Source organism: Candidatus Binatia bacterium, assembly GCA_036504975.1.
Classification (GTDB): domain Bacteria; phylum Desulfobacterota; class Binatia; order UBA9968; family UBA9968; genus JAJPJQ01.
The window spans coordinates 1-14,192 of sequence record DASXUF010000064.1 but is presented as its reverse complement, the minus strand read 5'-3'; the positions used below and the strand labels follow the sequence as shown (position 1 = coordinate 14,192).

At 60.9% G+C, this 14,192-nt stretch carries 7 protein-coding genes; all 7 read right to left on the bottom strand.

The genetic code is table 11. From position 1 onward, the window contains the following. Positions 1-1,226, bottom strand: a 1,226-nt coding sequence (locus VGL70_08135; GenBank protein ID HEY3303488.1) for a HAMP domain-containing sensor histidine kinase, incomplete at its 3' end; no start/stop codon positions are given. Positions 1,227-1,272: 46 nt separating this feature from the next. After that, positions 1,273-4,923 (bottom strand): GAF domain-containing protein, encoded by a 3,651-nt coding sequence (locus VGL70_08130; protein HEY3303487.1) that lies wholly within the window; start codon positions 4,921-4,923, stop codon positions 1,273-1,275. Continuing rightward, positions 4,923-7,520: a response regulator gene (locus tag VGL70_08125; GenBank protein ID HEY3303486.1), complete on the bottom strand. Its 2,598-nt coding sequence runs from the start codon at positions 7,518-7,520 to the stop codon at positions 4,923-4,925. Before VGL70_08125 ends, VGL70_08130 begins: the two co-directional genes overlap by 1 nt. Positions 7,521-7,542: 22 nt before the next feature. Continuing rightward, complete coding sequence (locus VGL70_08120) at positions 7,543-10,200, bottom strand: EAL domain-containing protein (protein ID HEY3303485.1); 2,658 nt, start codon at positions 10,198-10,200, stop codon at positions 7,543-7,545. 170 nt (positions 10,201-10,370) lie between these two features. After that, on the bottom strand, positions 10,371-11,555 hold the full coding sequence (locus tag VGL70_08115; GenBank protein HEY3303484.1) for a response regulator: 1,185 nt from the start codon (positions 11,553-11,555) through the stop codon (positions 10,371-10,373). A gap of 1 nt (position 11,556) precedes the next feature. Then, positions 11,557-11,955 carry a response regulator gene (locus VGL70_08110; protein ID HEY3303483.1) on the bottom strand — a complete coding sequence of 133 codons (399 nt, stop codon included), beginning with the start codon at positions 11,953-11,955 and terminating at the stop codon, positions 11,557-11,559. Continuing rightward, a partial coding sequence (locus tag VGL70_08105) for a PAS domain S-box protein (protein ID HEY3303482.1) occupies positions 11,945-14,192 on the bottom strand: 2,248 nt, incomplete at its 5' end. The genes VGL70_08110 and VGL70_08105, both read right to left, overlap by 11 nt.

Genomic DNA, 14,192 nt, shown 5'->3' with positions numbered 1-14,192 from the left:
ACGCCGCCGAACGGCCGGGTGTCCGAGCTGTCCACCTGGAAGAATTTGTCGAAGATGAACGGTAGTTGGTCGGGGGGGATTCCAATTCCCGTGTCGGCCACTTTTATTTCAATAAAGCGTTCGGAGGCATGAGGGGGTATCCGAACCGACACCGTTACACTGCCGCGGTTTGTGAACTTGACTGCGTTATCGACGAGGCTGTGCAGAATCTGAGCAAGCTTTTCGCCGTCGGTCGCGATGGTTACCGGCGCCAACGGGAAATCCCAGACAAGCGACACCTCTTTTTTGTCATAAGCCGAGTTCACTTCCGATCGAAGATGGGCGAGCAGCGCCGAAAGGTTTATCGGAAAGTACTCGGGTCTGACGGAGCGGGACTCGATGCGAGTGGTTTGCAGGATGACGTTGATCAGATGGAGCTGGTCGCCGGCGCGGATGAGCAATTTCTGAAGAGCCTCTTCCTGTTGCGGGTTGATTTCGCCCAAAAGCTTCTCCTTGATCATCCCGGCGTAACCCATGACCACGCTCAGAGGCGTCCTCAGCTCGTGCGACATGGTGCTCAGGAATTCGTCCCTGACTTTATTCGCTCTGACCACCTGTTCGTAGAGCCGTGCGGCGTGGATTGCTATGGCCGCGTGCCCGCCCAGCGCGCTTAGAAATTCGATTTCCTTTTTGCTGAAGGCGTGCGCTTGTTTCGTGTACAGGCCGAGCACGCCGAGGACCCGGTCCTGAGCGATAATCGGAACTCCCAAATAGGAAACCACCCCCCGCTTGAGGAAGATTTCACGGTTTTGGATTTGCGGGTCGGTCGCGATGTCGAGCACGGTGACGGGCGCCCTCGACTCGGCCGCTTTTCCGGCGGCGGAGGGAAACGGCGGATGAAGAGATTTCCATTCCTTTTCGCTCAGGCCGCGGCACGCCAGTAATTCAAGCTCGCCGGTCTCGCGGTGGAGCAGTCTGACGGTCGTAACGGCGGCGATCGGCAGGAAGATCTCGATTCTCTGTAGCAGGACGTCGAGGACGGTGCGCAGGTCGAAGGTCGAAGTGATGGCCGAATCGATCTCGCGCAACGCCTGTACGCGCTGGATATTGAGCAACGCATTTTTCTCCGCCCGTTTCCGTTCGGAGACGTCCGGAGCGATCGCCGCATGACCGACGATTCTATTCTTTCGCTTCGCGGCCCTTTGATGCTCAGAGCCAAAACGGCGGATATTGGTCCTCTTTTGCATTTTTACAGGCCGGTTTCCGGCCCCCATTCTTCGCTCGACGATGACCTTAGTTTTCCACCGGTATCTTCACCGTAAACGTCGATCCCTTGCCCGGCTCGCTCTCGACCTTCATTTTTCCGCCGAGAAGCTCGGTGAAGTTCTTCACGATATAAAGCCCCAGGCCGACGCCGCCGTAGAGCCGCGTCTCGGAGCTGTCCCCCTGATGGAACTTTTCAAAAATACTTTGTTGCATCTCCTTGGCGATCCCGATTCCCGTGTCCTTCACCGTGAACTCGATCCATTTCGAGGCGAGAGGCCCTTCGACTCCGCTCAGGACAGGCTGCCGGCGTGAGACGTGAGGTGACGGGTCGGAGTTTTTCATTAGGGAAGCTTCGCTGTTGCCTGTCGCCTGTTGCCCGACCTCTTGTTCGACGATGTGCGCCGATACCGCCACGGTTCCCTTCTCGGTGAATTTGAGGGCGTTGTTGATGAGATTGTGTAGAATTTGTTTGACTTTCGAGCGGTCGGTGACGACCGGCATGGCGGCGGCCGGGTAATGCCAGATGAGCCGGACATCTTTTTTAGCTTCCCGGATTTCATAATCGGACCTGAGGTGGTCGAGAAAATCCCGCAGATCGAAAGACTCGCGGCTCGCGCTGATCGCGTGCGCCTCGAGTTGCGTGGTCTGCATGATTTCATTGATCATCTCGAGCTGCTCGCCGGCCCGCACGAGCACCTTTTGCAGCGCGTCTTTCTGTTGCTTGCTGACGGCGCCCAGCGACCCGTCCCTCACCAGACCCGTGTAGCCGATCACCACGCTGAGAGGGGTTCTAAGCTCGTGCGACATGACGCTCAGAAATTCATTCTTCACCCTGTTGGCCTTTTCCAGCTCGTCCTTCGAAGCTTGCAGGTTGTCGAACAGCTCCCGGTTCTCCAGCGCGATTCCCATCTGCCGGGCGACGGCCATGAGGTGATCTTTTTGCTCCTCATCGAAGTACCCCAACGTTCGACTGGAAAGATGGATGATGCCGCGTGTCTCGTTATAAACTTTCAGCGGCAGCATGGCGCAGGAGCGGAGGCCTAATTCCAATTGGACCTTTCCCTTGAAGCGAGGCTCTGCGCCGATGTCGCCGGCGACGATCGGCGCGCCGTGTTTCACGACCCAATCGACCGCTCCGCCAACCGGCGCCTGCTCGACTTTTCGGAGATAGTGATCCGGAAAACCCCGGTGGCCCTGAAAAGGGTAGGTCCCGGTCTTTTCGTCTCTCACGCGGATCAGGGCGGCGTCGGCGCCGGTGGCTTCCAAGAGCCGGTCGAGAATTCCTTCCAACATTTCGCGCAGAGATTCCGAAGGGGTCAGCGGAGTCAGAGCCGTATAAAGGCTGGAAAGCTGCTTCAAAGACCTTTCCAGATATTTGTTGGTCAGCTCCAATTCCTTTCTAGAGACATCGATCTTCTCGTAAAGCTGAGAGTTGTGAATCGCCAGCGCGGCCTGCCCCGCCAAGGTGTTTAAAAATTCGATCTCTTCTTGCGTAAATTCGTGTTCCCGATCGGTGTAGAGGCCGAGGACGCCCAGGACTTCGTCCTTGGCGATCAACGGGACGCCAAGGTAGGAGACGAGGCCGCGCCGGCGAAAGATCCCCGGGTTGTAGGTCCGCGAATCCAACTGAATATTGCGCACCGCCACGGGCGCCCGGGTCTTGACCACTCTGAGCGCTCGGCCGCTGTAAATCGTTCGCTCCTGGCGTTTCCATTCGTCGTCATCCAAACCCCGTGACGCCAAAGACACCAGTTCGCCCGTTTCGGGATTCAAAAGCCGCACGGTCGTGGCGGCGGCGATGGGCAAGAAGACTTCGATTTTTTCCAGTAAAAGCTTCAGGCGGGTACTCAGGTCCAGGGTCGAAGCGATGGCCACGTCGATCTCGTGCAGGGCCCGGATGCGCTCGAGATTCTGTTGCGCTTTCTGTTCGGCCCGCTTTCGGTCGGTGATATCCTCGGCGATGCCGACCGAGCGCACGACTCGGCCGGTTTCGTCCTTGACGGGGAAAGTGCGGTCGTGCAGCCAGCGCACCTCGCCGTTCGGTTTGACGATGCGATATTCCTGGTCGAGATGTTGCGGATCGCTTTGAAAGACCTGTTCCACGCGCGGCCGGTCGTCGGGATGTATATGATCGAGCCAGGCGAGCGGGTCGCGATAAAGAGCGGCGCATTTCCGTCCGGTGATTTGCTCGTAGGCCGGGCTGATGTAATGAATCGGGCGGCCCTCGCTGCCCGCGACGTAAAATATCTCGCGGATGTTCTCCGCCAGCTCGCGGAAGCGCTGCTCGGATTCCGACACCCGCGCCAAGGTGCGCGCGAGCAACACGGCTTGGGCCAGTTGGACCGTGACCGTTTTCACCGAAGCGATCCACTCGTCGCCCAATTCGCTCCGGGAAGAAAAAGCGACGATAATTCCCTGGGGCTCGTCGCCGGCGACGAGCGGCGCGATCAGCAGCGACTGAGCATTGATCTTCTTCTGGAGATCCCGGGCGACGTTGCCGTTGATCTTCGGCGACGGCATCTTGAAGGATTTTCTTTTCTTCAAAGCCCGATAAAGGAGATCGGAATGGCCGAAGAAGTCTTGCAGCTCGTGCAATTTCGATTCGCTGGTGCCGATCTGCGACTGAAGGACGAGTCTGCCGTCCGGCTCGACGAGATAGACGGCGCCGACGGAGATGCCGGCGGCGTCGAGAATTCGCGCCAGCGCTTCGTCCAGCGCCGCTTGCAGCGGCAATTTTCTATTCAGCGTCTCGGTGATGCTGGCGACGACGGCGAGCTGCGCTTTTTCCTCCGCGGCGCGGCGGATCAGATCGCCGTTGTGGTAAGTCTGCTGCTCGAGCCGGCCGACCAGACGTTGAAGATAATTCTCCGTCAGCGCCTGGGAATCATACGTAGGCTTAGGATGAGCGCGTCGTTTGAGTGCGTCGCGAAGCGCTTCCACGGCTTCTTTCAAGTCGGGAGTGCGGCCGACGAAGGCGTCGGCGCCGACTTTTTCCGCCAGCTTGCGGTCTTCCTGTTCGATGTGCGGGCTGGTCGAGGAAGTGATCACGATCGGCAGCGCGGCGAATTTCGGATCTTTCCTCAGCGCCATGCATAAATCAAAGCCGTTCATGTTCGGCATGATGAGGTCGGTGAGCACGGCGTCGGGCCGCGAACGCTGGGCTATTTCCCAAGCCTCCTTGCCGTCGCTGGCGGTGGTCACCGTGAATCCTTCCGCCTCGAGAACAAGCATTTCGAGCTTCAATTCGATTGCATCGTCGTCGACGAGTAGAACTTTGATCTGCTCTTTGGCCTTCTTCGCTCCTGCGGCCGGCGCCGCGAGATATCTTTCGACCACCTGGAGCAGTCGCGACGGCTCGATCGGCTTGAAAAGATAATCGGTAAAGCCTCCCTGAATCGTTCGCGCTTCGTCGAGCTTGGACATCAATCCCGTGCAGGCAAGAATCGGGATCTGGCTCTCCGGCATGGACCGGCGCAGCTCTTTGACCAGGTCGAGACCGTCTATGTCCGGTAACAGCAGATCTTGTAGAATCAAGGCGGGAGATTCGGTTTGGGCCATGCCTACGGCGGTTTTTCCATCCGGCGCCTCGAATACGCCGTAGCCGGCGGATTCCAGCGCCACGCGCATCATTTTGCGGGTGATCGAATTATCTTCGACCACCAGGACATTCTGAGACATTATAAGTGCTTGACCTCCTCCGTATGGTCCTCTCTTTCCGCTCGTATCCCGGGATTTTTCACGGCGGTCTTCCCGCTCGCGGCGAGGCCGATATGGATTCCCAGTTCCTCCAAAAGTTGCGCGGTCCCATTGGGTCCCTTGGTCACAATGGCTTGGACGGACGCCTGGAGACGGCTTCGGTCCTCGTTCGTCAGGTCCTTCACCGTCCAGACGAGGATCGGGATGCGGTGCGTGTCTTTGATCCGGTGAAAGCGCTCCAGGAATTCAAAGCCGTCCATGCCCGGCATCAAAAGGTCGAGAATGACGGCGGCGGGACGCTCTTTCTTCAGCCAACGAAGCGCGTCCTGTGCATCGATATGGCACAGCGGCGCGTAGCTGGCGTTGTGCAGGGCGGTCTCGGCCAGTTTCAACGAATGGGGGTCGTCGTCGATACAGAGGATTTTTTGCGACCGGCCCTGCACGATACCGATTCTTTTCATCGCCGCGATGAGATCGGACGCCGTCACCGGCTTGGTGAGAAATTCTTCGATCCGGTAGCCGACGGCGGCGGCCTTGTCGGCGATGACGGTGACCACGATGACGGGCGTTGCTTGATTCAAGCTGTCGTTGCGGAGCTTGCGCAGCAGGTCCCAGCCGTTCATGTCCGGAAGCATGAGATCTAAAGTGATGGCGTCGAAAGTTTGCCGGCTGCAGAGAGCCAGGGCTTTCGTTCCGTTCCCGGCGACTTCGACGTTGTAGCCGGCGCCGACGACGCTCTCGACGAGCCAGGACTGGTCCTTCGGATCGTCTTCGATGACTAGAATCGTCGGCCGGCCGGGCTCGGTCGCGGGAGCCGGCTTCGCCTCCGCTGTTTCGACCCGGGCGCCGGCGGGTTCGAAGCGCCGCGGCAGAACCGCGAAGAAAACGCTTCCTTGGCCCAAAACGCTGCTCACTCCCACTCGGCCGCCTTGCGCTTCGACGATTTTTTTCGTCAGCGCCAGACCCAGCCCGGTGCCCTTGTATTCGGTGGCGTGGGGAGCGTGCAGTTGCTGGAATTCGGTGAAAAGTTTTCCCATGTCCTCGGGCTTGATGCCGGCGCCGGTATCTTCCACCTCCAGGCGAAATTCGTTCGCGCTCTCCGGCGCGGCGCGAACCGTTATCCGGCCCCCGTCGGGAGTGAACTTGATCGCATTGGACAGGTAGTTGTAAAGCACCTGCTTGAGCTTGGCGGGATCGAGCGCTACGGAGTCGGTCTCCGGATCGATATGGGTCTCTAGCTTCAGACGCTTCCTCGCGCTCAGGGTGCGAACGATATCGCAGGTCTCCCGCGCCAGCTTTTCCAGGCTCAGCGATTCGGGATGGAACTCCATCCTGCCGGCTTCGACCTTGGACAGGTCGAGAACGTCGTTGATGAGCTTCAGGAGGTGCTCGGCGCTGGTAAGAATATCGCCGAGGTACTCCTTGTGCTGCTCGGAGACCGGGCCGAGCCTCGCGTCGTGCATCATCTCGGCGAAGCCGATGATGCCGTTCAGCGGCGTGCGCAGCTCGTGCGACATGTTCGCCAGGAACTCGCTCTTCAGCCGGCTCGCTTCCTCCACGCGGAGAGATTGCTGCTTCAGCTCGCGGTTTTTTCTCTCGAGTTGTTCCTCGAATGTTTTGCGCTCGGCCATCGCGCTAAAGATCACGTACGCAAAGAACGCGCTCAGAAGAATGATGAAGCCGTAAACGACGACCAGGCGTTTTAGCTCCGCCTTCTGCGGCGCGAAAGCCGTCGCCGTCGGTTGAGTCGCGACGACGCCCCAGCCATAGCCGGGCACGGGCTCGAAAGCGGCGATCCGCTCTTCTTTTTCGATGGGATTGACCTGAACATCGATGCCGCGCTCGCCGCGGAGAACCTTTTGCACCACGGGAACGTCGAGAAAATCGACGATCTTTTCTTGAGGGGGAAAGTTGGGGTGGGCGATCAGTTGTCCTTTACGGTCTACGAAGTAGACAAACCCGGACGGCCCTACCTCTATATTTCGGGTCCATTCGAGAAACATATCGAGAGGAATCTGTAGCACCAGGATGCCGTGGACGCGCCGGGTTTCTTGGCTCGTAACCGGCACGGAGATAGCGATCACGTTGTACTTCGGCTCCGCCGCCCTTTGATAAACTTCGGAGATATAGGGCCGCCAGTTTTTGCTGACGCCCTGATACCAGTCGCGGTGGGCGAAATTTTTTCCCACGACGCCCGGGAGTTCCGGACGGTCGGCCATGAGGTTGCCCTCGGGGTCGCTCAGAAACACCCGTTCGATGAAAGGAAAGTCTTTCGGGACCTCCGCCAGGATCTCGATCGCCTGCTGCCAGTTTGCGTCCACGACCAATTGACGGAAGCGCACGCGCGTCGACAGCGACAGCCCGATATCGACCATGCGATCCAGTTTTTCTTTGACGATCGTGGCCGTGAGATAAGCGATGCTTTGTTTCCTGGAATATTCCGTGGCGCTCAGGTCCCGCTGGGTGCTCAGGTAGCTCAAAGCCGCGATGAGGAGAACCGGAAAAACGAAAATGAGAAAAATAACCGCCAGGCCGAGCGGGCGCCGGCGGTCGTCGGTGGAAAAGACGTCGGTCAACATGACCGTCCTCATTCCGTAACTCTCATACCACCCCCCACGGCGACTCGTTCATCCAGAGGGTCAGCTCTTCCGCCGGAGCGGGGCGGCACATGTGGTACCCTTGCGCGGCGTCGCAGCCCAGGGCCGCGAGGTTTTCCCAAGTGTTTTGATCCTCGACGCCTTCGGCGACGACCGTGAGGCCCAGATCGCGGCCCAAGTCGATCGTCGAGCGCACGATGGCGGCGCTGTCGGGATCGGTCGTCAGGCCCGCTACGAAGGATTGATCGATCTTGATTTCGTTGACCGGCAGCTTGTTGAGATAGGAGAGCGACGAGTAGCCGGTGCCGAAGTCGTCGATCGAGAAGTGGACACCCATGTCTCTCAGCCGCCGGAAGCCCGCCTGGGTCTTATCCGAATCGGCCAACAAGGCGCTCTCGGTGAGCTCCAGAGTCAGTCCGTTATGCGTCATGCCGGCCGCCTGGCGGAGCTGGGCGACGTGCTCGGGGAGAGAGGATCGTTGCAGATCCCGCGCCGACAGGTTGACCGCCATGCCGATCTCCAGGCCCGCGTCGTGCCACGACTTCAACTGCGCCAACGCCTTGCCCAGCACCCAGCGGGTGAGGGGATAGATCAGGCCGGTCTTTTCCGCGAGCGGAACGAATTGATTCGGCCGTATCCAGCCGTGCTGCGGGTGGCGCCAGCGCACGAGCGCCTCGACGCCGATCGTCCGGCCGGTTTTGAAGCTTATTTTTGGCTGGTAGTAGAGCTCCAGCTCGTCGCGCCCGATCGCGTCGCGCAGCTCGCCCATCATGGTCAGGCGCTGCGGGCTGTACTGGTCGATCTCGCTGGAATAGACGGCGTAGCCGGTGCGGTCTTTCTTCGCTGATCTCAGCGCTATATCCGCGTACGATAAGAGATCGTCGGGATCGTCGCCATGTTCCGGAAAAAGCGCCACGCCGAGGCTCGCCTGGAGCGCGACCGGAAGGCGGTCGAGCTTGAACGGCGGGTCGAGGGTCTTGATAATTTTTTGCGCGGTTTGCCGGATGCTCTCCAGCGTGATTCTCTCGCTCGACAAGACGGCGAATTCGTCCGCGCCGAGACGCGCGATGGTTTCGGCGCGCGGGAACGCCCCCTCGAGCCTTTGCGCCGCTTGCCTGAGCAACAGGTCGCCGTTCTGGTAGCTGAGCGTGTTGTTGATTTCCTGAAAGCGGTCCAGATTGACCAGATAGAGCGCCGAGGGGCTTCCGGCCACGATGATTTGCTGCAGCCGCTCGCGCAGGCGATTGCGGTTGGCGAGGCCGGTCAGGGGATCGTGGTCCGCCAGATATTTGAGCCTGGATACGGCCCGGCCGAACGCGACCGCCTGGCCGATCTGGTGGCTGATCGATTTGGAGAACGGCAGCCACTCTTCGTCGATCTCTTTGGTCTCGGAAAGCAGCACGACGACTCCGAGCCGCTCCGCCCGAAAGAGCAGCGGGTTGACCAGCGCCGCCTTGGCTCTGAGCTGGGTCAGTAAAAGCGCCACCGGGATGCGGCTGGGCGGCGCCAGAGAGAGTGAGACCGGCTCGCCTTTCTGCATCGCGTCGCGCAGCAGTTCTTCGTTGCCGAAGAAGTCGATGAGCGAATCTTCCGCCGACTGGGAAAAGCCGAGCTGGGCGGAGAGCTCGAGCTGGCCTTTCTGCTTGGCTAGATAGATCGCGCCGCGCGAGAACCCGGTGACGTTGAGGTAGTGAGCCAGGACGTCGGTCAGCAGCGATTTCGTATCGGTGTTCCCCTTTTGAAGATTTTCTCCGACGCTGGCGAGCACGGAAATCTGCGCGCTCTGAACGGCGCACCAGCGCGCCAGTTGCGCGCTGAGCCGCGCCTGGCGGTCGAGCTGTTGCGAGAGCCGCTCCTTGTGTTCGGCCTGCAGCGACTGTTCGTCCCGGACCGGAAGAGGAGGGGGCTGTTGCAGGCTTTTGAGCAGGGCCTGGATCGTTTCCGCGAAATCCGGAGTGCGCTCCACCAGGCAATTGGCGCCGACGTGGCGGGCGAGCTTTTTGTCCGCTTCGTCTTCATAGTTGCTGCTGACGAGCACCACGGGGACGCGCGCCAGCTCCGGCTCCGCGCGCACCTTCATGCAAAACTCGAAGCCGTCCATGGCGGGCATCAGGACGTCGGAGACGACGGCGTCGGGACGCCAGCTCTTGATTTTGCTCCATCCCTCGGCGCCGTTCGCGGCCGTATCCACTTCGAAGCCGAGATGAACGAGGTTGGTCTTCAGGAGCTTGAGTTGCGCCGGGTCGTCGTCGATGGCCAGCACCCGCCGTTTCTTGCCCGGGGTTTCCACGCGCGGCCGCGCCGCTGCGAGATGGGCGCGGACGGCGGCGACGAGGCGCTCCGTCTCGACGGGCTTGAAGAGGTAGTCGGCGAACGGCGCATCGGCCATTCTCAGTTCGTCGCCTTTCGTGAGCAGTCCGGTCAGCGCCAAGATCGGAACGTCGGCTGCGCCCGGCGAGGCGCGGAGTTGGGAGGCCAGGTCGAATCCATCGACGTCCGGCAGCAGCAGGTCTTCCAGGACGAGATCGGGTTTTTCCCTGGCCATCAACTCGAGGCCGGTTTTGCCGTCGGCCGCTTCTATTATATGGTGCCCCTCGGCCTCCAAGGCCGCGCGCACCGAGTTGCGTGAAACCGGATTGTCTTCGATCACAAGTATGTTCATGGGACCCTCCTGTTCCGGCCTTCAGATTTTTGGTTTCTTAGACAGCGGTTCGATTTGATTCAACATGGCATGTAGGGGCAGGCCCTTGTGCCTGCCCCGCTTCGGGCGACCACGGGGGGTCGCCCCTACAAATACCGTTTCTCGTCGCACCTTGCCGAAAATCATTCTCCCTACCGTCTGTTCTCAAGCGTAAAGTAGAACGTGGCGCCGCGGCCGGCCTCCGCTTCGGCCCAGACGCGCCCGCCGTGGCGGTGAACGACGCGCCGGACGATCGCCAGACCGACGCCGGTCCCTTCGTACTCCTCCGCTCGGTGCAGCCGCTGGAAGACGCCGAAAAGCTTGCCTGCGTACTTCATGTCGAAGCCGACGCCGTTGTCTCGGACGAAATAGGTCGGCGCGCCGTTGCCGCCGAGGCAGCCGATTTCGATGTGGGCGGCCTCGCATTTGCTCGTGTATTTGATCGCGTTGGAGATCAGGTTGACGTAGACCTGCTTGAGCAGCGCCGGGTCGGCATGGCAGGACCGCAGATCGCCGACCGAGATTCTCGGTCGTTCATTGTCGGGTGCCTGGCCGAGGTGAGCGAGCGCCTCGCGGACGATCTCGCGCGGCTCGACCGGCCGGCGCTGGAGCGGTTGGCGGCCCAGGCGCGAGAACGCGAGCAGGTCGTCGATCATATGGCCCATCTGCTGCGCGTTGTCGCGTATGAGATAGAGCTGGTGTTGGGCTTCGGGCGGCAGTTGAGCGGCGTGTTGCTGCAGCACGATGCTGGAAAATCCGTCCATTGCTCTGAGCGGCGCGCGCAGGTCATGGGCGACGGAGTAGCTAAAGGCTTCCAGCTCTTTATTGGCGGCTGCAAGCTGCGCCGTGCGTTCGTCGACCCGTTGTTCGAGCTCGGCGTTTTTCTCTTCCAGCTTGCGCACCAGCGCCTCGGAGTATTCCTTCATGCCTTTCAGCTCTTCGAGCGGCGCTCTTCGCGCCGGCCGGGGCCTGGGCTTCGTTTTCAATTCGCGCAGGGCCTCGACGATGACCTCCAGAGGAGCGGGCTTGCGGATGAATTTGTCCGCGCCGAGATGCAGCGCCGCTTGCTCGTCCGAGGGCGAAGTATAGGTCGCGCTGTAGGCGATGAACGGGAGGTCTTTCAGTTTCTTGCTTGTTCTGATTTCGTAACACAGGCGATAGCCGTCCATCGTCGGCATGAGAATGTCGGAGATGACCGCGTCGGGTTTCCGGCGCTGCAAAATCTTCAGCGCCTCGGCGCCGTCGGCCGCCTCGACGACGGCGTGATTCTCCGTTTGCAGCATCGCCCGGAGAAGCTTACGGCAGATCGCGTCGTCGTCTACGATGAGAATCTCCATCTCAGGTCTCTCGACCCCCGTGCGTCGCGTCGCGGCTTAGGTATTGTTCGATCGTCGCCGGCAAGGTGCGCGTGTCCACCGGCTTGGAGATGTAACCGTCGCAGCCCGCCTCCAAAGTTCTTTTGTCGTCTCCTTTCATGGCGTAAGCCGTCAAGGCCAGGACGACGATGCCGCGCGTTTCGGGATTCGCCTTGAGACGGCGTGTCAGCTCCAGGCCGTCCATGCCCGGCAGTTGAATGTCCATCAGGATGAGCTTGGGGCGGAACTCGCGCAGGACCTCCAGCGCCTCTTCCGCGTCGCTTGCCGTGCGCGCATCGTAACCCGCGCCCGCAAGCAGCACCCGGACGAGCTTTAGATTAACCGGGTTATCGTCGACGATCAGGATCGGCTCACGGGGCATGTTGCGCCTCCATCGCGCTCGCGGCGGAAACTCTTTTGACGACATGAATTTCGATTTCCTTGAGCAGCGTCGCCGGTCCCTGTCCTTTCATCACGATCCCCTGGGCGGAAGACTCGAGCTTTCGTCTTTCGCTCTTGCTCAGATCCTTGCCGGTCCAGACGATGACCGGGATCCTCCGCGCCTTCGGTATTTCCCTGAAGCGGCTGAGAAAATCGAAGCCGTCGTGTTCCGGCATCATCAGATCGAGGACGACGGCGGCGGGAAGCTCTTTGGCCGCCGCTTCCAGCGCGCCGCGAACGTCGGAGCGGCACAAGGCCCGATATCCTTTGTCGCGGAGCACTTTCTCGGCCAGCTTCAGGTCTTTAGTATCGTCATCGACGACCAGGATCGCCCGCCCGCCGTCGCTCATGCTCGCGCGCTCCAGCGCGGCGAGCAATTCGTTCGGCCGGATCGGCTTGAGGAGGATCTCCTGGACGGCGAAACCGGCCGCCAGGCCCTTATCCGAAAGGACGGTGACGACGATCACCGGAGTGTCGTGATTCATGCCTTTCGATCGGATCTCCTTGAGCACGTCCCGGCCGTGCATGTCCGGCAGCAGGATATCGAGCGTGATGCCGTCGTAAACCTGCTCGCCGCAGCGCGCGATCGCCTCGGCGCCGTTCGCGACCGTCTCGACGTTGTAGCCCGAGCCGGCCAAAGTCATGAGCAGATAGTTGCGGTCTTCCGCGTCGTCTTCGATGACCAGAATGCGCGGCCCGTCGGATTGTAAGGAGACTTTCGCCGGCTCGGGCTTGAGGCCAAATTGCGCCGCGCGCGGCATGACGGCGAAAAACACGCTGCCCTTTCCCATAACGCTTCTGACGCCGACGCTTCCGCCCACCGCCTCGACGATGCGCTTGGTGAGCGCGAGGCCGAGTCCGGTTCCCGGATACAACTTGGCCATGCTCGCGTCGAGCTGCTGGAACTCGACGAAGAGCCTGCCGATATCCTCCGGTTTGATGCCGATGCCCGTGTCCTCCACCTCGAGGCGGAAAGAACTTGGACCGTCGGGTGAAATGCGCACCGTTACCTGTCCGCCGTCGGGCGTGAACTTGATGGCGTTTGAGAGATAATTGTAGAGCACTTGCTTCAGCTTCGACGGATCGGCCACGATCGAGGCGACCTCGGGGCTGGCCACGGTCTCGATCTTGAGCCGCTTCTTCGACATCAGCGGACGCACCACGTCGCGCACCTCGGCGACGACCTTGTCGAGATTCACCGGCACCGGCAGAAACTCCATTTTGCCGGACTCCACCTTGGCGAGATCGAGGACGTCGTTGATGAGCTGGAGGAGGTGCTTCGAGCTGGTGAGGATGTCGCCGAGATACTCTTTCTGCGTCTCCGAGACATTTCCCGCCTTGCCGTCGTGGAGGATCTCGCTGAAGCCGATGATGCCGTTGAGCGGCGTGCGCAGCTCGTGCGACATGTTGGCCAAAAACTCGCTCTTCAGGCGGTTCGCCTCCTGCACGCGGCGGTTCTGCTCTTCCAGTTCTTCGCTGCGCCGGCGGAGCTGCTCTTCAAGGCGCTTTTGCTCGGTGATGTCGCGCGCCGCGGCGAACACGCCCTGGAGCTTGCCGTCGCGGTCGTAGAACGTCGCCGCGTTGTACGAGACCACTGTCTCGCGCCCGTCCTTGCTCCGCGCCGTCAGCTCGTAGTTGGTGACCGTCCCTTCGCGGAGCACGAGGCGGATGCCCTCCTCGGCGCGCGCCGGGTCGGTGAAAAATTCCTTGAACGGCGTGCCGATCAATTCCTCGCGCGCGAAGCCGGTCAGCTCCTGCATCTGCCGGTTGACGTCGGTGATGATGCCGAGCGGGTCGGTCGTCATCAGCGCGTCGATGTTCGACTCGATCAGCGAGCGCGTGTAGGATTGCTGGTTGCGGAGTTGGACTTCCAATTCTTTTTGCGCCGTGATGTCGCGCGCCGCCGCCAGAATGCCGAGGGCCTTCCCGGCCGCGTCGGTGAACACGCCGGCGTTGAAGGAGACCGCGATGCGCCGGCCGTAGCGCGTGATCAGCACCAGCTCGTAGGCGATGACGCGCCCTTCGGCGAGCGTTTTCTGCACGCCGTTTCGCGCCTGCTCGGGCTCGGTGAAGTAATCGGGGAAGCGCGAGTTGACGAGGTGCTTGCGCAAATAACCGGTGACGCGCGTCGCTTCCTCGTTGACGTCCGTGATGATGCCGTCGGGCGCGATCGCGAAC

Excerpts from the sequence above, each read along its gene's own strand:
- VGL70_08130 (HEY3303487.1), bottom strand. The coding sequence starts at position 4,923 with ATGTCTCAGAATGTCCTGGTGGTCGAAGATAATTCGATCACCCGCAAA.
- VGL70_08125 (HEY3303486.1), bottom strand. The coding sequence starts at position 7,520 with ATGTTGACCGACGTCTTTTCCACCGACGACCGCCGGCGCCCGCTCGGC.
- VGL70_08120 (HEY3303485.1), bottom strand. The coding sequence starts at position 10,200 with ATGAACATACTTGTGATCGAAGACAATCCGGTTTCACGCAACTCGGTG.
- VGL70_08115 (HEY3303484.1), bottom strand. The coding sequence starts at position 11,555 with ATGGAGATTCTCATCGTAGACGACGACGCGATCTGCCGTAAGCTTCTC.
- VGL70_08110 (HEY3303483.1), bottom strand. The coding sequence starts at position 11,955 with ATGCCCCGTGAGCCGATCCTGATCGTCGACGATAACCCGGTTAATCTA.